The 22,548-nt window shown below is 58.6% G+C and carries 17 protein-coding genes and 1 pseudogene; 16 read left to right on the forward strand and 2 right to left on the reverse strand.

Features of this window, described 5'->3' with window-relative positions; translation table 11 throughout:
• Nucleotides 1-54: 54 nt before the first annotated feature.
• The 5 genes from A4E19_04555 to A4E19_04575 all read left to right on the forward strand — a co-directional run bounded on the left by A4E19_04555 (nt 55) and on the right by A4E19_04575 (nt 8,894).
• The gene (locus tag A4E19_04555) at nt 55-1,434 is read left to right on the forward strand and encodes a hypothetical protein (protein OQW32640.1); all 1,380 of its coding nucleotides are present in this window, start codon (nt 55-57) and stop codon (nt 1,432-1,434) included.
• Between the two features lie 177 nt (nt 1,435-1,611).
• A complete protein-coding gene (locus A4E19_04560; GenBank protein ID OQW32641.1) occupies nt 1,612-2,166 on the forward strand; it encodes a hypothetical protein in 555 nt (184 codons plus the stop codon).
• Nucleotides 2,167-2,608: 442 nt separating this feature from the next.
• A complete protein-coding gene (locus A4E19_04565; GenBank protein OQW32642.1) occupies nt 2,609-7,381 on the forward strand; it encodes a hypothetical protein in 4,773 nt (1,590 codons plus the stop codon).
• A gap of 116 nt (nt 7,382-7,497) precedes the next feature.
• Nucleotides 7,498-8,091 (forward strand): hypothetical protein, encoded by a 594-nt coding sequence (locus A4E19_04570; GenBank protein ID OQW32643.1) that lies wholly within the window; start codon nt 7,498-7,500, stop codon nt 8,089-8,091.
• A 29-nt stretch (nt 8,092-8,120) separates the two neighbouring features.
• Complete coding sequence (locus tag A4E19_04575; GenBank protein OQW32644.1) at nt 8,121-8,894, forward strand: hypothetical protein; 774 nt, start codon at nt 8,121-8,123, stop codon at nt 8,892-8,894.
• 210 nt (nt 8,895-9,104) lie between these two features.
• On the opposite strand, the gene A4E19_04580 is transcribed toward A4E19_04575, so the two are convergent.
• Together A4E19_04580 and A4E19_04585 are read right to left on the reverse strand one after the other, a co-directional pair.
• A complete protein-coding gene (locus A4E19_04580; GenBank protein OQW32645.1) occupies nt 9,105-9,728 on the reverse strand; it encodes a hypothetical protein in 624 nt (207 codons plus the stop codon).
• A gap of 9 nt (nt 9,729-9,737) precedes the next feature.
• Nucleotides 9,738-10,601, reverse strand: a complete 864-nt coding sequence (locus tag A4E19_04585) for a hypothetical protein (GenBank protein ID OQW32646.1) — start codon at nt 10,599-10,601, stop codon at nt 9,738-9,740.
• On the opposite strand from A4E19_04585, the gene A4E19_04590 reads away from it, so the two are divergent.
• From A4E19_04590 to A4E19_04640, 11 genes and pseudogenes are all read left to right on the forward strand, one after another.
• Nucleotides 10,600-11,196, forward strand: a complete 597-nt coding sequence (locus tag A4E19_04590; protein OQW32647.1) for a hypothetical protein — start codon at nt 10,600-10,602, stop codon at nt 11,194-11,196. The two genes, A4E19_04585 and A4E19_04590, sit on opposite strands and share 2 nt — an antisense overlap.
• Before the next feature lie 64 nt (nt 11,197-11,260).
• Nucleotides 11,261-11,509 (forward strand): hypothetical protein, encoded by a 249-nt coding sequence (locus A4E19_04595; protein ID OQW32648.1) that lies wholly within the window; start codon nt 11,261-11,263, stop codon nt 11,507-11,509.
• Nucleotides 11,509-11,952, forward strand: coding sequence for a hypothetical protein (locus tag A4E19_04600; GenBank protein ID OQW32649.1), 444 nt, complete (start codon nt 11,509-11,511; stop codon nt 11,950-11,952). Before A4E19_04595 ends, A4E19_04600 begins: the two co-directional genes overlap by 1 nt.
• A gap of 84 nt (nt 11,953-12,036) precedes the next feature.
• A complete protein-coding gene (locus tag A4E19_04605) occupies nt 12,037-12,225 on the forward strand; it encodes a hypothetical protein (protein OQW32650.1) in 189 nt (62 codons plus the stop codon).
• A 218-nt stretch (nt 12,226-12,443) separates the two neighbouring features.
• A pseudogene (locus A4E19_04610) lies at nt 12,444-14,147 on the forward strand (KaiC 1).
• Between the two features lie 40 nt (nt 14,148-14,187).
• A complete protein-coding gene (locus A4E19_04615; GenBank protein OQW32651.1) occupies nt 14,188-14,529 on the forward strand; it encodes a circadian clock protein KaiB in 342 nt (113 codons plus the stop codon).
• 79 nt (nt 14,530-14,608) lie between these two features.
• Entirely contained in the window at nt 14,609-14,956 is a 348-nt protein-coding gene (locus tag A4E19_04620; GenBank protein OQW32652.1) for a hypothetical protein, read from the forward strand.
• Nucleotides 14,953-17,883, forward strand: a complete 2,931-nt coding sequence (locus A4E19_04625) for a hypothetical protein (GenBank protein ID OQW32653.1) — start codon at nt 14,953-14,955, stop codon at nt 17,881-17,883. Before A4E19_04620 ends, A4E19_04625 begins: the two co-directional genes overlap by 4 nt.
• A gap of 189 nt (nt 17,884-18,072) precedes the next feature.
• Nucleotides 18,073-19,560, forward strand: coding sequence for a glucose dehydrogenase (locus A4E19_04630; protein ID OQW32654.1), 1,488 nt, complete (start codon nt 18,073-18,075; stop codon nt 19,558-19,560).
• 6 nt (nt 19,561-19,566) lie between these two features.
• Nucleotides 19,567-19,908, forward strand: a complete 342-nt coding sequence (locus tag A4E19_04635) for a cytochrome C (protein OQW32655.1) — start codon at nt 19,567-19,569, stop codon at nt 19,906-19,908.
• A gap of 36 nt (nt 19,909-19,944) precedes the next feature.
• On the forward strand, nt 19,945-21,987 hold the full coding sequence (locus A4E19_04640) for a hypothetical protein (protein ID OQW32656.1): 2,043 nt from the start codon (nt 19,945-19,947) through the stop codon (nt 21,985-21,987).
• The last annotated feature ends 561 nt before the right edge of the window (nt 21,988-22,548 follow it).

Consider the following 22,548-nt stretch of genomic DNA (forward strand, 5'->3'; position numbering starts at 1 on the left):
TATCCACTGTCATGTGTGAGCAGAGAGGATATATTCTCCGGAAGCGAGAGCACCTTGTCTGACTCAGGCAGCTCCAATCAACCGGCGCTCATTGACCCCGTCATTGCCGCACGAGTCGAAGCGATCAAACAGTTGGCTCAGGGTCTGTCCGACCGGGTGGCGGTCATGGATCGATCGTTCAACGTCGTCTACGCGAATGAAGCGGCTTGGTCCACGGACCAGGCTGCAAAACCATCGCGGCCTCACGCCAAGTGTTACGAAGCGTTTGCACATCGGACAGACCCCTGCGGGACCTGTCCGGCCATAAAGGTATTCGACGCGCCGGGAGTGCAGTGTGTGTCCTGTGCGAGTGAAGGAGACGGCACGGCCTGTGGAATGCAGCAGGCCTTTCCCCTGGCGGATGCGAACGGAGCCGTGGCCTCGATGCTGGTCCTCTTTCAACCTGCACCGAAACCTCCTCATCGATCGACGCCCGAGGACTCCGTCGATCAGGCCCAAGGGGATCGGTTGGGGGATTTGCTCGGTCGGAGTCCGGTCATGCGGCAGCTGTTCGACATGACCCGCCTCGTGGCGGACAGCTCGGCCGCCGTCCTGATCCAGGGCGAGAGCGGAACGGGAAAAGAACTTTTGGCGAAAACGATCCATGCGCTCAGTAATCGGAAGGATCAACCCTTCATCGTCGTCGATTGCGGCTCATTGCCAGAAACGCTGCTCGAAAGCGAGCTGTTCGGCCATGTGAAGGGCGCCTTTACGGGGGCGGTCGCCAACAAGCGGGGGCTCTTCGAAGAGGCGGACGGAGGGACGATTTTCCTCGATGAGATTGCCGATACGACGCCGATCTTTCAAGCGAAGCTGCTGCGCGTGCTGCAAGAGGGGGAGATCAAACCGGTCGGCGGGACGAGGTCGATCAAGATTCACGCGCGTGTCATCTCCGCCTCGAACAAAGACTTGTCCGAATTGGTGAAGGCCAAGACGTTTCGGCAGGATCTCTACTATCGATTGGCGGTTTTGCCGCTCTATTTGCCGGCGCTGCGCGAGCGGCGGGAAGACATTCCGCTGTTGGTTCAGCATTTCGTTGCCGCGTCGTGCCCTCGGCATCATCAACCCGTGCGTCAGGTGGCGGAACGAACGATGCGGGCGCTGCGCGACGCTCCTTGGCCCGGCAATGTCCGGCAATTGCAGCATTACATCGAACGGGCCGTGGTGACGACCGGCGGACCATGGCTGATATGCGACGATTTGATGTCAGGTGGGATCGTGGCCGAAGACGAGAGTTTGCGGTCAGCCGCGCGCGGAGCCGTTGCGCAGACCGAGCGCATCCGGATCGTTGACGCGTTGCAAAAGACCGCGGGAAATCGGTTGAAGGCGGCCAAGTTGCTCAAAATCAGCCGGGCCAGTCTCTACAACAAGCTTCGGGCCTATAGCATCGACTAACCTCCTCGTTGCCTTTTTCCACCTCCTTCGATTCGCATGTGAAAGCGAATTGTGGCTCAGCCGCGACAGTCGCTTCCATCTGACCTCCGGTCTAACTAACACGATGAACGATTTCCGGACAGCCGGTATGTATGGAGCCATTGGTTTTTAGGGATATTGCCATTACAAGCAGGTCATATGGACACACTGACGGTCTTACATCTGTTGAAGGGCGGCGATCGGCGTTCCATCGGCCGCTCCAATCATGTCGTGGCACTCGTGCGCCGACAGCCGGCACTGTTTCCCGTCCTGATTGGGGGCATGCACCATGCGGACGAGCTTGTCCGCATGCGTGCCGCCGATGCAGTCGAAAAACTCACCGAGATGAATCCTGAGTGGCTTCGCCCATTCAAAGCGCGGCTCATCACGTTGGCGGGCAGGGCAACACAGCAAGAGCTGCGATGGCATTTGGCCCAGATGCTGCCTCGCTTGACGTTGTCGAAAAGAGATCGGGTAATTGTGCTGGCGTTGCTTCGACGGTATGTCAAGGATGAAAGCCGAATCGTGAAGACCTTCGCGATGCAGGGCTTGACCGATTTGGCAAAGCAGGACCCCCGGTTAGCGAAATCAATTCGACCGCTCCTCTTATCGCTCACCAGGACCGGTAGTCCGGCTATGAAAAGCCGAGGACGGAAGCTCTTGCTCCAACTCAATGCATTGACATTGCCCCGTCCTGCCCCAGGATCCCCCTAGATCCTGTCCAAGTAATTGGACAGCATAACATTTTGATTTTTTACAAATGAATAGTTTCTCGGTCGGTTGGCGTCTTATTCGTAGAAAATTTCCTCACATTGAAATGATGACTTCTCGGTCGTCGAATCTTTTGTAACTTCCCGTTACAACGGCACATTTTGATCAATGAGGCATGCGGCGAAGGGAAGGCACGGTGATTGCCCTACGAAAGTAATGCTGGTGAGGGTCTGGGTGATTTTGGACCGGCCTCCGAATGACCCATTCCTTCGCAAGAAGGAACCCTTCACCAGCTCTTATCCCTCCTGAGAATCGAGGCCGGAAGTTGTTCGGAGGCCGGTCCTCATTTCATAGGATGATCGAGAGAGGACCATTGAGAATCCTCGGGAGCATCATTTCAACCGGTCGCCTGGTGAGGCGATATATCGAAAGAGGAGGCCGAGTCATGAGGTCCATTCCATTTGTACAAAGTCGGGAGCAGAGGAGAGCCGGCAAGATGCTGCGCTTCCAAATCTTGGCGCTGGCAAGCAGCCTCGCCTTCGCGCCAATGGGATTTGCTGCAGAGCGGCACAGTCATCAGGGAGATGCGGGACAGGCGTCCGCGCAAAAGGTCATCTATCGTGAAGGGGGAGCGATTCTGCACGACCGCATGATGGACGAAATTAAGCGGCAGCAGGAATTTATCGGAAAGAAGGGAGGGTACAGCACAGGCGCCAACAGCCACATGATGCAACAGGGCGTGTTGCTGGTGGCGGAGGACCCCTCCAAGGTCGCCGTGGGGAACGGACAGCGGTGTCCGGCGAATGCACCCGTCAAGGAATATCACGTCTCGGCGATCAACATCGAAATCACGCTGAGCCGGTTCCTCGATTACTTTCCCGGGTACATGTATGTCCTGAACGAAAATCTGGACAAAGCGCGGGCCGAGGAGACAGCGAATAAAGAGGCGCGGGAGAAGGAGAATGACCCCGGTGCCGTGTCCAACGGCTTGCAGGGTGATGTCATCCAACCGCTGGTCATCAGAGCGAATCAGGGTGACTGCCTCAAGATGACGCTCCACAATCGGATTGCTGACGAGCCGACCAATCTTGTGATCAACGGCTCGTCGATGGTGGTCTCTTCCACCGGCAAGCCGGCGACTCCGTCGAATCCGGATACGACCGTGGCGGCGGGGAAAGAGCAAAGTCTTGAATGGTACATCAAGCCGGACACACAAGAGGGTGCGCGGTTTTTCCGGTCGCACGCCTCGCGTGAACAGTTCAATCTGGGCTTGATCGGCATGTTGGTGGTAGAACCGCGTGGATCCCGCTATCTCAGCCCGTTCGACGGTCAACCTCTGACAAGTGGCTGGGAAGCGATGATCGAAGATCCGAATGGGGCGGATTTTCGTGAGTTCGCGATCTTCTATCATGAGGCAGGAGACGAGGCGTTCCGGATTTTGAACAAGAAGGGGGAGATGCTCCCGCAGCGTGACCCCCATACCGATTCCTATCGTCCTGGGGCAAGGCTGCTGAACTATCGGAGTGAGCCGCACGGCACACGTATCGAACTCCAAGCGCACATGGGGTTCTATGGCGATGAATCCATGGCCTATGGATCCTATACGTTCGGTGATCCGGCGACCACGATTCCCCGGTCCTATCTCGGCGATCCGGCCAAGTTCCGGATGGCGGGTGGGTCGGAGATCGTTCACTCCCACCATCTGCACGGGGGGTCCATCCGCTGGGCACGCCAACCGGGCAACAGTATGCTGGATTTCGCCGTCTCCAAAAACGGACCGGTGAAGTTCCCCTTGATCAGCGACACGTCGGATCGTTTGGACGTCCAGTCCATCGGACCGACGGAAGTCTACGATCAGGTCATTGAAGGTGGTTCCGGGGGTCTGCAAGCGCTGGCCGGCGAGTTCGTGTTCCACTGCCACATCCCGCAGCACTATGTGACGGGCATGTGGGGGTTCTGGCGCGTCTACAACACCTTGCAGGCGCCAGGGTTCCAGACCGATGTGATGAAGCCATTGGTTGAGTTGCCGGACCGTGTCGGTCGTATGAGAACGGGTATTTCGAGCGACAAGCTTGTTGGTCAAACGGTCGATTGGTACGGTGGCAAGAAATTCGAGATCACGAAGGACAAGACGGATTGGAAAGCCAATCCGGCCAAGGTCTCCATCAAGGACTGGGTCGAGATGCAGGTGCCGCCGCAGGGCAAACCAGGGCACAAGAACACGGAGAAGGAGCAAACCCTGGCCTATGACTCGACGGTCAATGATTGGACTTGGGACGGGGCGAAAGCGCTGAGCGAGCCTGAAACGACGTACGAATGGGTGAACTATAAGTCGACGACTCCTGGCAAGCGGCAGGAGATCCTCTTCGATCCACGGAGTGGAAAGTTGTCGTGGCCGTGGCTGCGGCCGCATCTCGGCAGGCGGGTGCCATTCTCGCCGAGCCATAGCGGGGCGCCCTGGTTGGAGCCGATTCATCGGCGTGACGATGGCAGTAATTCAACTGAGCCCGCCAAGCCTGGCGAGAACGGGCCTTGGAGCCTCTGCCCCGAGGGCGCGCCGCGTAAATTCTTCAATATTCACGCCATCACCTTGCCGATTACGTTGAAGGCGGCGACGGCCAAGACGCCGGCGATCGTCGATCCGGACGGCTTGCTCTATGTGTTGCATGAAGAGGAGGCTGAGGTCCGAAAGAATCGGGCGAAGCAGTTTCCACTGGTCATTCGCGGAAACGTGCAGGACTGTATTGACGTTGTCTATAAGAGCGAGCTGAAAGACGATGCACGGCAAGGGTTCTCGAGCAAGACGAACCTGCATCCGCACATGTTCCAGTTCGACACGCAAGCCTCGGATGGACCCATCATCGGCTTCTCCTATGAGATGTCGCTCCGTCCATTCACGATCTTAAAGGACGAGCACCCAGGGAAGGGCATGCCGGTCCCGATGAACACGACGATCGAGGCGGATGCCGCCAAGGGGGCAACCAACATCAAGGTCAAGGATGCGTCAAAGTTCCACGTTAAGACGGAACTGGGCGTGGGAATGGATGAAGTGAATGGATTCGAGTCAGCCCGTATCAGCAAGATCGACGGCAATACGATCACCTTCGAGCGGCCATTGCAGCATGCCCATAAGAAGGGTGAGATTGCCTCGGTCGAGTGGATCCGCGAGCGCTGGTATGTGGACGCCGACTTCGGTACCACGTTCTGGCATGACCATGTGTTTGGACTCGACTCGTGGGGGCACGGGCAGTATGCCTCATTCATCACGGAGCCGCCGCGATCGACCTATCATGATCCCGTCACGGGTAAGGAAATCAGGAGCGGCCCTGTCGCGGACATTCATACGACCGAACAGGTCTCCGCCCATATCAAGGGGTCGTTCCGTGAGATCGTGACCCATGTGATGGATTCCAACCCTCGGACGGCGGAATTGATTACGGCCGACAATCCACAAGCGAGGGTCAACGCAATCTCTGTGGATGGGACGCCGTCGGCGGTCTATCCAGCGAAATTGAACCTTTCGCCGATGAAGTTCTTGAACGGCGGCGAAGCCACGACCGGTGGCGGGTACAACATGCGGATTGAGCCCTTGTCTGTCCGCTTAGCTAATAACCCCGATCCGTCGCAGCTGTTCAGCAGTCGGATTCACGGAGATCCGGATACGCTCATGCTGCGGGCCTACCTGGGTGATCCAGTGGTGGTCAGGCTGCTTGAAACATCCGCCAATGAAGTGCATTCCTGGCACATCAGCGGTCACTGGTTCCCGATGGAGCGGTACAGCAAGAACTCCATCCCACGCAGCTCACTGCACGTGGTGATCGGGGAACGGTACGATGCGGCCATTCCGGCCGCCGGCGGACCGCAACAGATGGCGGGCGACTACCTGTACTATAGCGGTCGGGCGTCGCACTTCGTCGAAGGCAGCTGGGGGATCGTCCGCGTGCTCGACAAGGCGGATGCGACATTGAAGCCTCTGCCTGGGCGCAACGAGATTCCACAGTCGGCCAAGTCGGTCTGTCCTGCTGATGCACCGGTGAAGAGCTTCAACGTTTCGGCTATCGACAAGGCGATCCGATACAACAGAGGCACGCCTGGGACGATAGAAGTTGATCTGGAGCGCAAGATGGTGCTGGGCAATGAGACAGGCAAGATGTATGTGCTTGAAGGCGAAAAGACAAAGGTCGCGTCGGGCAACCTTGAGCCCAGCCCGTTGACGCTGCATGTCAATGTTGGGGACTGCATCAAGATCAATTTAAGAAACGAGATGGCCAAGGACCGTGCCGGGTTCCACGTGGACAACCTCGCGTATGACCCCAAGGAATCCATGGGCATCAATGCCGGTAACAATCCCGGCGATCAGACGGTCGCACCGGGACAAAGCCGAACCTATACCTTCTATGCCCATCCGGAGTTCGGCGAGAACGCGGCGCTGATTCAGGATTGGGGGAACGTCATCGAAAATCCGCGGAACGGACTCTTCGGCGCCGTCATCATCGGTCCGAAAGGATCGCAGTATCGCGATCCGGTGACCGGCGACGATTTGGGCCAGAAGAGCTCGTGGAGGGCGGATGTGATTGTCGATCGGACTGTGTCAGGAAACGAAAAGCGGCAGAACTACCGCTCGTTTGCGCTCCTGTTCCAGGACGAAGACAATATCATCGGCACCAGCTTCATGCCGTACATCCAAAAAGTGGCGGGCGTGACGGCGGTGAACTACCGGTCGGAGCCGACGGACTACCGCACGGAGAAAGGCTGCGCGTACAGCGAGGTCTTTGCCTGTGTGAAGGCCGGGGATCAGCCGGTGACGCCGACGATTGCAGCGCACGTCGGAGATCCGGTCGTCATTCACGTGCTGGGGGCCTTCAGTGAACAGGTTCAGCTGTTCAGTGTCTCCGGCCATGAGTGGAAGCATGAGCCCTATATGGCCGGGGCGGATCTCGTCAGCACCATGGAATTCGGGGGGTCTGAGGTCATCAATGCCTGGCTGCACGGTGGAGCCGGTGGGCCGAACGGTGTGGCAGGCGACTACCTCTGGCTGAACCAACGGCCCGGGTACCTCGATGCCGGACACTGGGGCATGTTGAAGGTGCTGGATCGGGACAGTCGGGCGATTCTTCCGTTGAGCGGCCGGGTTCCGTCCACTCAACAGGCCAAGGATCAGTCTCTGGCGAAGTCCACGCCGGTGTCCATGAAGGCTCCGAAGAAAGCGACGAAGTAGGCCGATCGGGCCATTCAGAACGGGGGAATCCGGTTCGTCAGGGCCGGGTTCTCCCGTTTGCGTTATCGGCGAGTGACGGCTTGAACCGATCCGGGACGATCCTGTACATACTAATTATGGAACGACCCGGTTTACCCTCACCGATCGGGAGGGTTCTGTTCTGGTTGATGTCGATCTTTCTCCTGGGGAGTTCGACAGCCATCGCGCTTGATTTTTCGGCCGACCGGATCGTAAAAAGCGGAGAGTCCGTCGTCACGGCCCATGTCAACGCCAAGGACGATCGTTGGCGGTTTGAGTACGCGCAACCTCAACGAGGCGCGAATATCATGATCGTTCGGATGGATAAGCAGCATTCGTGGCTCATCCTCTCAAAGCGGCGGCAGTACCTCGAGGTCCCGATCTCGGCTGACCACCTGTTGACCGTCACGGAGAAGATGGACGGCGAGGTCTCGCGCGAGTTCGTCGGTGACGAGACGCTGAACGGGCATCCGACGGAATTATTTGAAGTCACGGTTGCTGAACAGGGGGAGACTCGGCAATACTATCGGTGGGTGACCAAGGCCGAACGTTTTCCGCTCAAGACGGTGAGTAAACAAGGGAAGTGGTCGGAAGAATTTCGTCGGTTGATTTTCACGGAACAGTCCCAGTTCCTGTTCGAATTGCCGCGACGGTTGGATCACGCGAATCCACCCGCCGAGACACAACATTGAACCCACTAGAATTTGCGACCGGAGGAGACATGAGACACGCGATCCTGGGAGGAGTAGGGCTTACGGTCTGTGTATCGGCGATCCTGACCTTCGGCTTTCGACCGGATGTCGGAGCCTATGAGTCTGAAACCGTGACGGACGGGGCGGCGGTGCGAGGGAAAGTGACCTTCACCGGGACGGTGCCGGCTCCCAAAGCGTTCGAGCTGCGTCGCTATTACGACCGCGCGTATTGCGGCGCCCTATCGGATGGAAACGGGTATCGGCTCCTCAAGGAAGTCAATGTCGGGTCGGACGGCGGCCTCCGGGATGTCGTCGTGGTGGTGGAAGGCATCGAGAAAGGCAAGCCGTTTACGTTCACCGATGCCGAGGTGGAAGCCACGATTTGCCAGTTCCTGCCGTTCGTCACCGTGGTCAGCGACAAGCGCCGCGTCACGGTGTTCAATCGGGATCCGGTGTCCCACGACATCCAAGGCTATGCGTACGACCAGTCAGGCGTCGATATCGTTCTCCATCGGCCCGCGCTCCATGTGAGTGGAACGACCGATATCGTGCAACTGGTCAAAGGGCGCAAGGTGTTCACCATGCAGTGCGGCATGCACCCCTACATGCAGAATTGGGGCTATGCGATCGACAATCCGTACTATGCGGTCACAGACGTCAATGGATCGTTTGCCATCGGTGACATTCCCGCCGGCGCCTACCACATCAAGGCCTGGCACCCGATTCTGGGAACTCAGGAGCGGGATATCACCGTGAAACCGAACGAGTCGGTCTCGCTCGACTTCTCATTTGAAGCGAAATGATGAGACCACTCCGGGCCGAATCCGGTTTCATGAAACCGCGAGTGAGTAGCCCTGTCCCGCGAGCTCCAGGCAGTTCTCTCCCGTTGCGGTATGTTGAGCCTTCGAGGTCCACGTTGTGCCGAACAAAGCGCGGTACGCCTGTGAGCGCACTGCATATTTTTTCAGCATCCTAATAAGGTCCGCGAACCGTTCATCGTCGCGTTACCGGCCTCAAGGTCTCGGTGCGAGGGGGCTGATCGCGTTCTGATCTCGTCCCGGCTGGTAGGTCTCGAGCATCTTCTTGACCGTCGACATGAGCCGCTCTTCGTCAGGGAGGGGGACTTTCACCCGGATGCCGCGCCCTTCGTTGCGGCCGAGCGACATGATGTGGTGCTCCACCACATTGCCTTGCTTGCTGTCGGAGTACGTGAAGGTCACTTGTTTCGCGGGAAATCCGGCCAACTTCGTGTCTTGATCCGGCCGCCATTTGATGGCGACCGATTTCCGTCCGTACAGATCGGAGATGATACGTCGATGGGCGTCGGCGAATTCCTTGAGAGTCTGGCGTCCGTCCTGGCTGCTGCCGCTCACCACATTCATGTGGGCGGACAACGCGACCAGGCTGTGCTCGAACGGAGGGTACAGCGTCACTCCGATTCCGTCCGGCAGAGGATTTCCGAGCCTCCAGTCATCCGGATAGCGGAGAGAAAAACCGAAACGAGCGTTCGTATAGACCTTCCAGCCGTTCCCATCGGGAGCGTCTACCACCGCGCCGAGTGAAGGCGGAACGTTCGGGATGAGACTCATCGCCGCGAGGGCCAATACAAGATATCCCCGAATCATCAGTGGCTTCATACGGCAGTGTTATCCTCCCTTACCGGACGACGTGGCACAGCGAAACCCGATGGTGGCCGTCCGTTGTTCCGGTGATGCGCCGCTTCGCGTCGCGGTTCGCAGTAACGGCGGAGCGCTCTTCCACGAGCCGCCCCGCACCACCTTATAGCGACTGTGCCCCACGCCGCGCGGATTGCGCTCGGGCATCACTACATAGTAATCGATCCCAAACCAATCTTCGACCCACTCGGCGGCATTCCCGGCCATGTGGTGCAGGCCGTAGGGACTCCGGCCCTCCTCGCCGCTGTCGACCGCCGACACGATGGGGATTTCATGGACATGATACTGTCCGAACATGGCCAAGCCCGGCGCAGGAGGGTTCTGTCCCCAAGGAAAGAGGTTGCCCCTGTCTCCGCGGGCGGCCTTTTCCCATTCAGCTTCGGTCGGCAGGCGCTTGTGTTGTGCATGACAGAACGCGGAGGCTTCGGCCCATGTCGCGTACAGCGCCGGCCACCGTGAGAGGGTTTCGGGCGGCACGGCATGGACGGTCACCATATGGTCGATCAGTTTGCGTATCTCCATCGGAATGGGACGGCGCTGCTGTTGTAACCACCGGACAAACTCTCCGAGACTGACCTCGTCACGATCGATCTCGAACCGATCCAGCCACACACGGCGCTGCGGTAGTTCGGTGTCATCGTACGGAAGATCGAGACTGTAGAGATCGTGCCCCGTTCTGGCGGTCCCCATGAGAAAGTTCCCCTCGGCGACAGGGAGCATCGGTGAGTGGCGGGCGAGAGCCGCGAGACGTTCATACACCGAGTCATCCTTCGCCGCGCCGATCGCCGAAGCAAGTGAGCACCCGACGAACATCGTGAGCAGCAGGCCGCACATGGGCCATCGCCGGTTCATGATGTTCTGTACCGATAAGGTCTCCAGGAGTCAATGCCCGGGAACAAGTCGTTTATCCGATGACGATTTTTCCTCTTCGGATCGATTAGAATGGTCGCCCATGTATTCCACCCTGGTCGTCCTCCATATCCTGGCCGCCGTGAGCTGGATCGGCGGGATGATCTTTCTCTCGTTCGTCTTGGCCCCGTTGGTCAGGGGCAGGAAGGCCGCGCCGGAATTCATGGCCCTCTTTCGATCCGCCGCATTGCGGTTTCGTCCTATCGTGTGGGTTGCGATGGCGATTCTTTTGGTGACCGGTCCGATGCTCCTCTCACACCGAGGCCTCAGCGTGATGACCCCGACCGTATGGCCTGGAATCGTCACGGTCAAGTTGACATTGGTCGCCCTATTGTTGTCCTTCACCTTGCTGCATGACCTCCTACTCGGTCCTCGAGTCAGCCAGGTGAGTATCATTCCGGAATCGCAACGAACGACCGGACAGCACTTTATCTTCAAAACCGCGCGCTGGCTCCCCCGCCTATCCCTGCTGATCGCGTTGGGCGTCTTAGTGGCGGGTGCCATCCTGGCCCGGTCGTAAGAGTTCTGATTCCGCGCAGTTGGTACATTGGCTAGGAAATCTACGCCACTTGACATACAGCCATATGTTGAGTATGGTTTGCCATATGAAAACAACTTTGAATATTGATGCCTCCGTCATGGCGCAGCTTAAACGAGAAGCCGTCAGACAGGGACGGACCATGTCCGAGCTGGTTGAGAGCGCACTCAGGTCGTTGTTTCGCACTGAGAGACGCCGGGATGCCCTTCCGCCGCTCCCCTCCTTTAAGAGCGGTGGACACCTTGTCGAGATCGCCGACCGCGATGCGCTGTACCAGTCCATGGAAGGCCGCTAGTGTTCGTTGTCGACACGAACGTGCTCATTTACGCGGCGGATGCCGACGCCTCAGCCCACCGTCAGTGCAGAGCTCTCATAGAGGAATGGCGCGGTCAAGAATCGGCATGGTACGTGACCTGGAACATTCTCTATGAGTTCCTCAGGGTTTCCACGCACCCGAGGGTGCTACGGCAGCCATGGACGGCGGATCAAGCCTGGCAGTTTGTTGAAGCCCTGCTGGCCTCCCCTGGACTCGGGGTTCTGATCGCGAGCGAACGCCATGCGGCGGTGGCACATCAGACGATTCGCGAGACCCCGCACCTCGCAGGAAATCTGTTGCACGATGTGCATACGGCGGTATTGATGCGGGAACATGGCATCAGCCGAATCTATACGCGGGACGCGGATTTTCATCGCTTCTCGTTCTTAGAAGTCCGAGACCCCCTCAACGCAACGCTCTGATCGCGACCCTTACATGAGCGGTTGTCTCGGAAACCCTAATTTATTTTAGAATACCTTCATTCTGAAACGGACGCTCGTCCCCTGTTGCTGGTCCTCACCTTGCTGCATGACCTCCTATTCGGTCCGCGAGTCAGCCAGGTGAGTATCATTCCGAAATCGCAACGAACGACCGGACAGCACTTTATCTTCAAAACCGCGCGCTGGCTCCCCCGCCTATCCCTGCTGATCGCTTTGGGCGTATTGGTGGCGGGTGCCATCCTGGCTCGGTCGTAAATCACCCGGTTCCTGGAAGCATGGCAAGTAACGAACCACGGATACTTAAGAGATAGCCATATGGCTCGTATGAGTTCACATATGAAACCGACCTTGAATAACTAGGGATCCCCCTAGGCTAGCCCATTAATGCCATGGGTTACTATGTCGTCCCTTCTCGGGATTCTTCTTAGTAAGAAGGGATACTCACCTGTAGCCTGCCTGCGGGAAAGACGGTCATGTCATCTACCAATGCTAAAGAATCGAACCCAAAGCGTGTGCTCGCCAAATCGCCTATCGGGATCACAGGCTTGGATGAAATCACCGACGGCGGTCTGCCGAAGGGACGCACCACGCTGATTACAGGAGGAGCCGGCTCGGGCAAGACCCTGCTGGGCATGGAATTCCTCATTCGCGGCGTCCAAGAGTATGGGGAGCCGGGGCTGTTCGTGTCCTTCGAGGAAAGCGAACAAGAACTCCTGCAAAACGTCGCCTCGCTCGGGTTCAACGTAGCGGATTTGGTGAAACGGAAGCTTCTGATGATCGACGTTGTCCGGGCCGAGCGGAGCGAAATTGAAGAAACAGGCGACTATGACCTCGAAGGAATCTTCATTCGTCTTGACCATGCGATCGACCGGATCAAGGCCAAACGCGTCGTGCTCGATACGATCGAAACCTTGTTCGCCGCCTTGCCGAACCACTACATCCTGCGCGCCGAATTGCGCCGCCTCTTCCGTTGGCTGAAGGATCGCGGCGTGACGGCGATCGTGACGGCCGAACGGGGCGACGGCATGCTGACTCGCCACGGGTTGGAAGAATATGTCTCCGATTGCGTCATCCTGCTGGACCATCGGGTGGTGGATCAGATGTCGACGCGACGGCTGCGGGTGGTGAAGTATCGCGGCTCCCCGCATGGGACCAACGAATACCCGTTCCTCATCGATAACACCGGGTTCACCGTGTTGCCGATCACGTCGCTCAGCTTGGACCATGAGGCGCCGACCGGCCGCCTCTCGACCGGCATCCCGATGCTGGACCAGATGCTGGGAGGAAAAGGGCTCTACCGCGGAAGCAGCATCTTGGTGTCCGGCACGCCCGGTTCAGGCAAGACGTCCCTGGCCGTGCACCTGGTGGATGCAGCCTGTGCACGAGGAGAACGCTGTCTGTACTTTCCCTTCGAAGAGTCGCAGCAACAGATCATCCGGAACATGAAGTCGATCGGGTTTGATCTTGAGCGCTGGGTGAGGCAAGGACTCCTGCGCTTTCATCCGGCCCGTCCACACCTCCGCGGCCTGGAAACCCATTTAGCCACCATGCATAAGCAGATCGCGGAGTTTGCTCCCAAAATCGTGGCCATCGATCCCGTGTCGAACCTCACTGACATCGGGACCTCCTCGGAAGCGAAGGCGATGTTGACGAGACTCGTGGATTTTCTCAAGGCTCGAGGCATCACCGCCGTCTTCACGAGCTTGACCTCTCAAACGGACGATCCCGAAAGGACGGAAGTCGGCATTTCGTCGCTGATGGACACCTGGCTGCTGGTGCGGAACCTGGAAAGCAACGGGGAACGCAATCGTGGACTGTACATCCTGAAATCCCGCGGCATGCCCCATTCCAACCAAGTGCGGGAATTCGTGTTGACGAGCCATGGTGCCGTCCTGCGTGAGGCGTATATCGGGACGTCCGGTGTCCTCACCGGGACCGCGCGCACCATCCAGGAGGAACGGGATCGGGCCGAAGAATTGGTCCGCTACAACGACATCGCACGGAAGCAGCGTGAACTCGAGCGCAAACGGACCGCGATGGAGGTGCAAATCGCGTCCTTGCGTGATGCGTATGAGGCCGAAGCCTCCGAGCTGGAAACGCTGATCAACGAGGGACAGAACGCCGAGCGGGTCCTCGGCAAACAACGGCAACTCTTGTCGGCCTTGCGCGGCGGCGACAGGATAAACGGCAGCGGGTCACTACGGAAAGGGACTGATAATGGACATCTCCGTCAACAACAGGGCCGCGGTCGCGGACGCAAAGACCGGGCGCGAGCAGAAGCGCGCTAAACAGTGGGAATTGCGGCTGTATGTGGCCGGGCAGACGCCCAAATGCCTGACCGCCTTCGCCAACTTGAAAAAGATTTGCGAGGAGCATCTGGCAGGCCGGTACGACATCGAGCTCGTGGACCTGCTCGAACGGCCACAGCTCGCGAAGGGAGATCAAATCCTGGCTATTCCTACCTTGGTGCGAAAGCTGCCCGAACCAGTGCGTAAAATCATCGGGGATCTGTCGAACGCGGAGCGGGTGTTGGTAGGCTTGGATTTGAGGCCACGATGATGACCACTCGGCATCCGATGTCTTTGAGACAACCTGGCCGGCGATTGAACCTCATCATGGACGATTAGCGAAAGGCGCGATGTCCAAGAAGCCGCGGGATAAGACGGCCACATACGACCGGGCGTTGGCCAAGGCGGATGCACAAGTGTATGTCTTGCGGCTCTGCATCAGCGGGATGACACCCCGCTCGCGCGCGGCCCTCGTCAACCTCAAGAAGATCTGCGAGACGTACCTCAAGGGTCAGTATCAACTCGAAGTGATCGATCTTTATCAGCAGCCGGGACTGGCTGCGAAGCATCAAATACTCGCGACCCCGACGTTGTTGAAAACGGTCCCGCCACCGCTGCGACGACTCATCGGTGATTTGTCGGATACGACGGGGAGTTTGCGGCGTTTGGGCGTCTCGGTCGAGACCAAAGCGACATGAACGACCAGAAGAAATCGTACGAGGACCTCGTCACAGAGAACGAGGAGCTGCGCGCGCAACTTGACGAGGCGCGAGACGTCCTCACCGCCATCAGGACGGGCAGCGTCGATGCCCTGGTTGTCGAGGGACCGAAGGGCGAGCAGATCTATTCGCTCCAAGGAGCCGACTTCCCGTACCGGGTCTTCGTCGAACACATGAATGAAGGCGCGGTGACCATCGACGAGAACGGATTCATCGTTTATGCCAACCATCTGTTCGCCGATCTCGTCGGCCTGCCGTTGGAACAGATCTTTGGCGGGCAACTGTCTCAATTTGTGGCGCAGGCGGATCAATCGCAATGGGACGACCTGATACGCGAGGCCAACGGGGAACCGAGCCGGCGGGAACTGGCCTTCGTCAGCGCAAGCGGGGAGTCGATTCCCGTTCTCCTGTCGGCCCGTCATCTGCCGGTCGAGCCGGGCCGGTTCTATTGCTGTATCGTCTCGGATCTGCGTCGGCAACACCTGCATGAACAACTCAGGCAGAGCGAAGAGCGGTTGCGTCTGGCGACCACCGCGGCAGCGGTGGGCATTTGGGAATGGAACGTGAAAACGAATCGGATTCGGTGGGACACCCAGATGTTCACGATTTATGGGGCGGCTCCAACAGCGGACGGTTTTGTTCCGTACGAGACATGGAGCCATGCCGTTGTGCCGGAGGAGTTGCCGGTGCAAGAAGGGATCCTGTGGGAGACGGTGCGTCGTTGCGGGTCCAGCACCAGACGGTTTCGTATTCGCCGATATCGAGACGGCGAAGAGCGACACATCGAGGCGGTGGAAATCGCTCGGACGGATGCGCAAGGGGCAACTGAGTGGGTCGTCGGCACGAACATCGACATCACGGAGCGGAAGCAGGCCGAGCACCAGCTACTTGAGAATCATCGATTCATCAGTGAGATGACTTCGGTGCTTCCGGGCATACTGTATATTTTCGATCTCCAAGAACAGCGGAACGTCTATGTGAACCGACACACCGGGGCCGTGCTGGGCTATAGCCCGGAAGAAGCCCACACCCTCGGAGCCGATTTTATCGCCACCGTGTTGCATCCCGACGATGCCATACGCTTGCTCCAGCACTTCGAAAGCTTCAAGGACCTGGAAAATGGCGTCACCGCTCAAGTGGAATATCGCTTGCGGCATCGCGACGGATCGTACCGCTGGTTTCTCAGCCGAGACGTGGTGTGGCAACGGACTCGCGAGGGCGGAGTACGTCAGATTCTCGGGATAGGGACGGATATCACCGAGCGGAAGCGTACGGAAGAGGCCTTGATGGCAAGCGAGCAGCGCTTCTCGAAGTTCATGCGGAACTTACCGGGACTGGCTTGGGTGAAAGACGCGCAGGGACGATATTGCTATGCGAATGAAGCGGCCCAACATGTGTTCCGCAGACCCGCGGAGGATCTTTACGGCAAGACGGACAAGGAATTGTTTTCGGAGGAGACGGCTGAACAATTCATCATGCACGACAAGGAAGCCCTGTCCAGCTCGAGCGGCATCCAAACGGTGGAAACCTTGGAACATCCGGACGGCATCCATTTCTCGCTGGTGACGAAGTTTCCCATTCACCGGAGCGGCGGAGAACCACCGTTGGTCGGTGGCATCGGAATCGATATTACGGATCGCGTTCGATCCGAACAACAATTGAAAGCCAGCAAGGAGCAACTGCAGCTCTTGACCGACAAGCTGGAACAACTGGTGAAGGAACGGACACAGGAACTGCAGCATTCGCAGGAGCGGCTGCGAGCGCTGACGAGCGAGTTGAATTTGGCCGAACAGCGTGAGCGCAAACGCCTGGCCACCGACCTGCACGACCATCTGCAACAGATGCTGGTCGTCGGCAAGCTGGCCATCGGGCAAGGGAAACGGGCGGCGAGCGGCGTGCCCGCCTGTGAAATCATCCTAAAAAAGGTCGATGACATCTTGTCCGACGCCTTGGCCTATAGCCGGACGCTGGTGGCGGAACTCAGTCCCCCGGTCCTCCGGGATCATGGCCTGGTCGCCAGCCTCAGATGGCTTGCTGAATACATGGAAAAAAAGCATGACCACAGGGTGACGATCGAGGTTCCCGACGATCAGGAGCTGGACCTGCCGGAAGACCAACGGATCCTGTTGTTTCAGTCCGTGCGTGAGCTGCTGATCAATTCAGCGAAACATGCCGGGACGGGGCAGGCTAGGCTCACCATGACCCGGCAAGCGGGCCGGCTTTGCATCGCCGTGAAGGATGAAGGAAAAGGTTTCAATCTTGCTGCTGCTGCTGCTGCTGCTGCTGGGGACAGGCCTGGCGGCGAGATGTCGTCTAAGTTCGGCTTGTACAGCATCCGGGAGCGGATGCTGGCGCTGGGCGGCACGTTTGCCGTTACCTCCGCTCCGGGGCAGGGGACAACGGCGACGCTGGTCTTGCCGCTGGCGCGGAGCGCAGAAGAAAGTGGATTAAGCTGTGATGCCCTCCAGCTTGAAGCGGCCCCTGCGGCACGCAACAAGAAGGATGCGGGTCTTCAAACGGGACGCAAGATTGTGCCGGTGATCCTCGTGGATGATCATGCGATGGTGCGGCAAGGGCTGCGCTCGGTGCTGGATGCCTATGCGGATATTCAGGTGGTCGGGGAGGCTGGGGATGGAGCGGAAGCGGTCAAACTGGTCGAGGAGCTCCGGCCACGTGTGGTGGTGATGGACATCAACATGCCGAAGATGAACGGGATCGAGGCGACGGAACAGATCACGCGTCGCTATCCGGACACCATCGTGATCGGTATCTCGGTGAACGCGACGAGAGAAAATGAAGAGGCGATGAGGGCGGTCGGGGCGGTGCGGCTCATGACCAAGGAAGCAGCGGTGGAACAACTCTGTGACGCGATTCTTGAAGCGGTGAAGAAAGAAGCGACTGGGTGATCGGTCACTCTTCTTTGCTCGCGCCTACGCGCCTGGTTGGCCGCATCCGGAAATCGTGGGCGGCGCCCGGTGCATGAGCGCAAGGTGAAGAGCGACCTCATCCGTGGTAAGCGTAAGAAGGAACCAAGAAGTCTCCCTAGGGGACTTCCCAGCTGCGCGGTCGCCCTCTCGGGGGGATTCTCCTTGCCCATGCGGTATCTCGTTCTCTTTCTCTTGCTGACCGGCGGATGTTTCAAATTGTCTCCTTCCGACGGGGGCAGCCAGGCCACGTTTCAAGGGCCTCGGACGTTCAACGCCGCCGATATCGCTCTTCCTCCTTCCTACCGCATAGACCTTGTCGCCACGGGACTGACGTTTCCGACGGGCGTGACCTTTGACGGCGACGGCATCCCTTATGTCACCGAGTCCGGATATTCCTACGGCGAAGCGTGGGACACTCCACGATTGTTGCGCATCGATCCGCAGGGGCAGGTCACGGTGATCGCGGAGGGCGAAAACAACGGACCTTGGACCGGCCTGTCGTATTTTGAGGGAGCATTCTATATCGCCGAAGGCGGCACCCATCGTGGCGGACGACTGTTACGAGTGGGGCGGGACGGCACGATCACGCCTTTGCTCAGTGACTTGCCCGGTTTCGGCGATCATCATGTCAACGGCCCCGTCATCGGTCCGGACAGCCAACTGTATTTTGGGATCGGCACGTTTACGAACAGCGGCATCGTGGGGGAAGACAATTATCGGTATGGATGGCTGCAGCGCCATCCCGCTGCGCACGATATCCCCTGTCGCGATGTGACGCTGCGCGGGGTCAACTTTACCTCGATGAATCCCTTTACTCCCGATGCGGACGATGAAGCCGTGACGGGAGCTTTCGTTCCATTCGGGACGATCACCAAAGCTGGTCAAGTGGTTGGCGGACGACTTCCCTGCAATGGGGCGATTCTCAAGACGCCGGTGAGCGGCGGTCCGCTTCAATTGATGGCCTGGGGATTCCGCAATCCGTTCGGCCTGGCCTTCTCGCCTGACAAACAGCTGTATGTCACCGACAACAGTTACGATGACCGTGGGAGCCGCCCGGTGCATGGGACGGGGGATCTTCTCTGGTTGGTTCAGCCCGGAACCTGGTACGGATGGCCCGATTTTCATGGCGCGTTGGCGCTCGACCATCACGATCATTTCATCCCGCCGGGGAAGCCGCAGCCGCCGCTGCTCTTGGCGCAACATCCCAATCATCCGCCGAAACCCATTGCGGTGTTGGGCGTGCATTCTTCCTCGAATATGTTCGATTTTTCCAGAAGCCCGCTCTTCGGCCACGTCGGGGAAGCCTTTATCGCGCAATTCGGAGATCTCTCGCCGACGGTCGGCAAAGTGCTGGCCCCGGTCGGCTTCAAAGTAGTCCGAGTGAACGTGGAGAACGGAATCGTGGAAGACTTCGCGGTCAATCGGGGACGGGTCAACGGACCCGCCTCCAAGCTCGGCGGCGGCGGTTTGGAGCGACCCATTGCCGCCCGCTTTTCGCCCGACGGCTCGGCGTTGTATGTCGTCGACTTCGGCGTCATGACGGTGGGGCAAGGAGGGAAGGTTCGGTTACCCTGGGCCGAGAAGAAACCTTCCTCGGAGCCTCGGCGCGGCACCGGCGCGCTTTGGAAAATCACCAGGACGAATAGGCAACCGTGACGCGCTATGAGACGAACGGCGCTTCTGATCAGTCTTGTTCTCTGTGCCGCATCAGCAGTAAGCTGCTCGGCGCGCCGAAGCGAGCCGCTTGCCGGGCCGCTGACGATCTCTTCGCCGGCGATCGCCGAAGGCCGGGCGGTATTCATGGCCCATTGCCATCAATGCCACCCCGGTGGCGAAGCCGGGCTCGGTCCGGCCCTCAATAACAAGCCGTTGCCCGCTTTCGCCGTTCGCACGCAGATCAGACGGGGATTCGGAGCCATGCCGGCATTTCACGAGGATGAAATCAACGAAGTTGAGTTGAAGGCTCTCATCGCCTATCTAGAGGCGTTGCGCCGCCACGGGTGAGTCGGATGCCTTGCCTTATCCCTCTTCATCATCAACGTGCGAGCTGAGCGACGATTCCTTCGGCACATCGCGATCGCGATGATGCTTGTCTTGTGCGGTTCCTTCACGTCTCCTGTTTCTCATGCGGAAGAGAAGGACACGCTTGTCGTGGAAGAAGTCGTCGTGGCGGCGACCAGGATCCCGATGGCCCCATCGAGGATCGCCGCCGCCGCGACGGTTTTGACGCAGGACGATATCCGCCGCACGCCGTTTCACAGCGGGACGCAGATCGATGACCTGTTGCGCTATGTGCCGACCGTCCAACCGAGTCTCCTCGGTAGCCGGTACAACCATCCGACCGCGCAATTTGTCAGTATTCGAGGCTTGGGGACCCGTCGCGCGCTCGTGTTGCTGGACGGGGTGCCGCTGAACGACGGCTTCGGCGGTTGGATCAATTGGGGGCTCGTCCCGGACCGAATTGAGCGGGTCGAAGTGATCCCCGGTGGAGGATCGAACCTCTACGGCACCTGGGCGATGGGCGGGATCGTCAACATCATCACCCAATCGGGACGGCCGAAGACCGGGGCCAGCAGTGACGTGAGCGGAGGGTCGCTCGGGACCAACATTCAGTCGGTTCGGGCTCGGTATGGCAAGGATCGGACGGGATTGATCTTGAGTTACCGCCGTTTTGATACGGCCGGCTTTCTCACGGTGCCGGCCTACCAACGAGGCCCTGTCGATACGCCCGTTGGATCCGAACACCACCAGTTCACCGGCCACGTTTCTCACGAGGTGACTCCGCAGACTATCGCCACACTCTCTGGCACGTATTATACGGAAAATCGCTCATTCGGCACCCCGTTCAGCCAAGGCGCACGCACCATCGGCACCGTATCGTTCGGACTCAAGGGAGATCTGGGGAACGGAGGAGTATGGGAAGCGAAGACCTTCGCGCAATGGCAAACGTTCCGCAATCAAATCGGCTCGGTGCTGCCTTCTCCGTTCATTCGGCAATTCGACCAACCGGACCGGCTCCAAGTCATCCCTTCGAATGATGTCGGCGGCATGGCGCAATGGAGCATGCCGTTCCTCGCATTCTCTCGAATCGTGGTCGGCGGCGATGGGCGGGCGATCCTTGCGCAGTCGGAAGAGCTGCTCGTTCCGTCTCAGACTCCGACGGTGACGCGCGGCAAGCAAGTCGGTATCGGCACGTTCGGCGAATGGATCATCGAACCCCTCGATGCCTTGGTGGTGACCGCCGGTGCCCGCTGGGATTGGTGGAAGAACTTTGACGGCGCCAGGACGGCGGCATCAGGACCGGTCACCCCGACACAGGACAATACCGCCAGCATGGTGAACCCGAAATTCAGCCTGCTGTACCGTTTCAATGACCGTGTGCGTATCGGAGGCTCGGTGTACCAAGCCTTCCGCGCGCCGACCTTGAACGAACTGTACCGAGACTTCGGTTCTTCCGGGTTCGCGTTTCTGAGCAACGATCGTCTGGAGCCGGAACGACTCACTGGCGGGGAGATGAAGATCGAAGTGGACCTGCTGCCGCACGGACGATTGGGCTTCCGCGCCACCGGCCACTACGACGTGATCAAGGACCAAATTCTCTTCGTGACCCAAGGGCCGACGTCCGCCGTGAGGAGAAACATCGGGGAAGGCCGGTCGGTCGGGACGGAGGTCGAACTGCGGAGCCGTCTGGACGATCTCATGTACTTGGCTCTCGGATACTCGTTCGTGGATTCGATCATCACGAGATTCCCCGGCGATCCGTCTCGCGAAGGCTTGCGGATCCCCAACGTCTCCCGGCACCAAGTGACGGCCGCGCTCACCGTCGGTCATCCGGACGTCGCCCAGGCGACGCTCCAAGTTCGATACTTGTCTCGTCAGTTCGCGGATGACCTGAATCGGCAGCCGATCGCGGACTTCATCGTCCTTGACCTGTCGCTGAGGAAGCGGATCACGCCGTGGGCCGAACTCTTCATCGACGGCGAAAATCTCACCGATCGCCGATACATCGCCACGCAAACGGGCGGCATCAAAACTCTGGGTCAACCGCTGCTCATCCTCGGCGGCCTCCGGATCGATCTGTAGCAGGATGTTGAAACCCCGTTTCGTTGTTTCGCATCGCCGGATGGTTGGATGAACACGTCATGTTTGAGCCTTCCGCGACAGAGACGGCTTTACTTTATGTAGCGAAAAACCACCGCCGGACTCAGGATAGATCCATAAAGAAAAGACCTGCATGAAAAGAGGAAGGAGCTGACGTAGCTAAGGGCCCCCAAGATGAAATAGAAGCCGTTGCATTGTGGCGAAAGGCTGCTGGCAATGTATACGCCTTCGAAAACTCTACTCAGAAATGCCTATTTGTCTGGTTCAGGTGTAAAGAAAGACGAATCAGAAGCAGTTAGATTGTGGAAACAAGCAGATTTGTTTTTATTGATACAGAGAGTACCAAGAAAGGAAGCCATTTGGAAGCGCATCGAAACGTGCCGCTAAGAAGCATCATCTAATTGATGCTGGGATAGAGAAAATGCGAAGCGTCGGAACGCGTCGCCGCAGCACTAAAGTCTGTCTGGTTATGGGGCGATGGGAAGAGGTTTCTCTTGTACGACAACGTACTCCCCTTCGATACTCATTAGGGTGCCCTTGATC

The sequence above is a fragment of the Nitrospira sp. SG-bin1 genome (genome assembly GCA_002083365.1).
Lineage (GTDB): Bacteria > Nitrospirota > Nitrospiria > Nitrospirales > Nitrospiraceae > Nitrospira_D.

Excerpts from the sequence above, each read along its gene's own strand:
- A4E19_04560 (OQW32641.1), top strand. The coding sequence starts at position 1,612 with ATGGACACACTGACGGTCTTACATCTGTTGAAGGGCGGCGATCGGCGT.
- A4E19_04565 (OQW32642.1), top strand. The coding sequence starts at position 2,609 with ATGAGGTCCATTCCATTTGTACAAAGTCGGGAGCAGAGGAGAGCCGGC.
- A4E19_04570 (OQW32643.1), top strand. The coding sequence starts at position 7,498 with ATGGAACGACCCGGTTTACCCTCACCGATCGGGAGGGTTCTGTTCTGG.
- A4E19_04575 (OQW32644.1), top strand. The coding sequence starts at position 8,121 with ATGAGACACGCGATCCTGGGAGGAGTAGGGCTTACGGTCTGTGTATCG.
- A4E19_04580 (OQW32645.1), bottom strand. The coding sequence starts at position 9,728 with ATGAAGCCACTGATGATTCGGGGATATCTTGTATTGGCCCTCGCGGCG.
- A4E19_04590 (OQW32647.1), top strand. The coding sequence starts at position 10,600 with ATGGGCCATCGCCGGTTCATGATGTTCTGTACCGATAAGGTCTCCAGG.
- A4E19_04585 (OQW32646.1), bottom strand. The coding sequence starts at position 10,601 with ATGTGCGGCCTGCTGCTCACGATGTTCGTCGGGTGCTCACTTGCTTCG.
- A4E19_04595 (OQW32648.1), top strand. The coding sequence starts at position 11,261 with ATGTTGAGTATGGTTTGCCATATGAAAACAACTTTGAATATTGATGCC.
- A4E19_04615 (OQW32651.1), top strand. The coding sequence starts at position 14,188 with ATGGACATCTCCGTCAACAACAGGGCCGCGGTCGCGGACGCAAAGACC.
- A4E19_04620 (OQW32652.1), top strand. The coding sequence starts at position 14,609 with ATGTCCAAGAAGCCGCGGGATAAGACGGCCACATACGACCGGGCGTTG.
- A4E19_04625 (OQW32653.1), top strand. The coding sequence starts at position 14,953 with ATGAACGACCAGAAGAAATCGTACGAGGACCTCGTCACAGAGAACGAG.
- A4E19_04630 (OQW32654.1), top strand. The coding sequence starts at position 18,073 with ATGCGGTATCTCGTTCTCTTTCTCTTGCTGACCGGCGGATGTTTCAAA.
- A4E19_04635 (OQW32655.1), top strand. The coding sequence starts at position 19,567 with ATGAGACGAACGGCGCTTCTGATCAGTCTTGTTCTCTGTGCCGCATCA.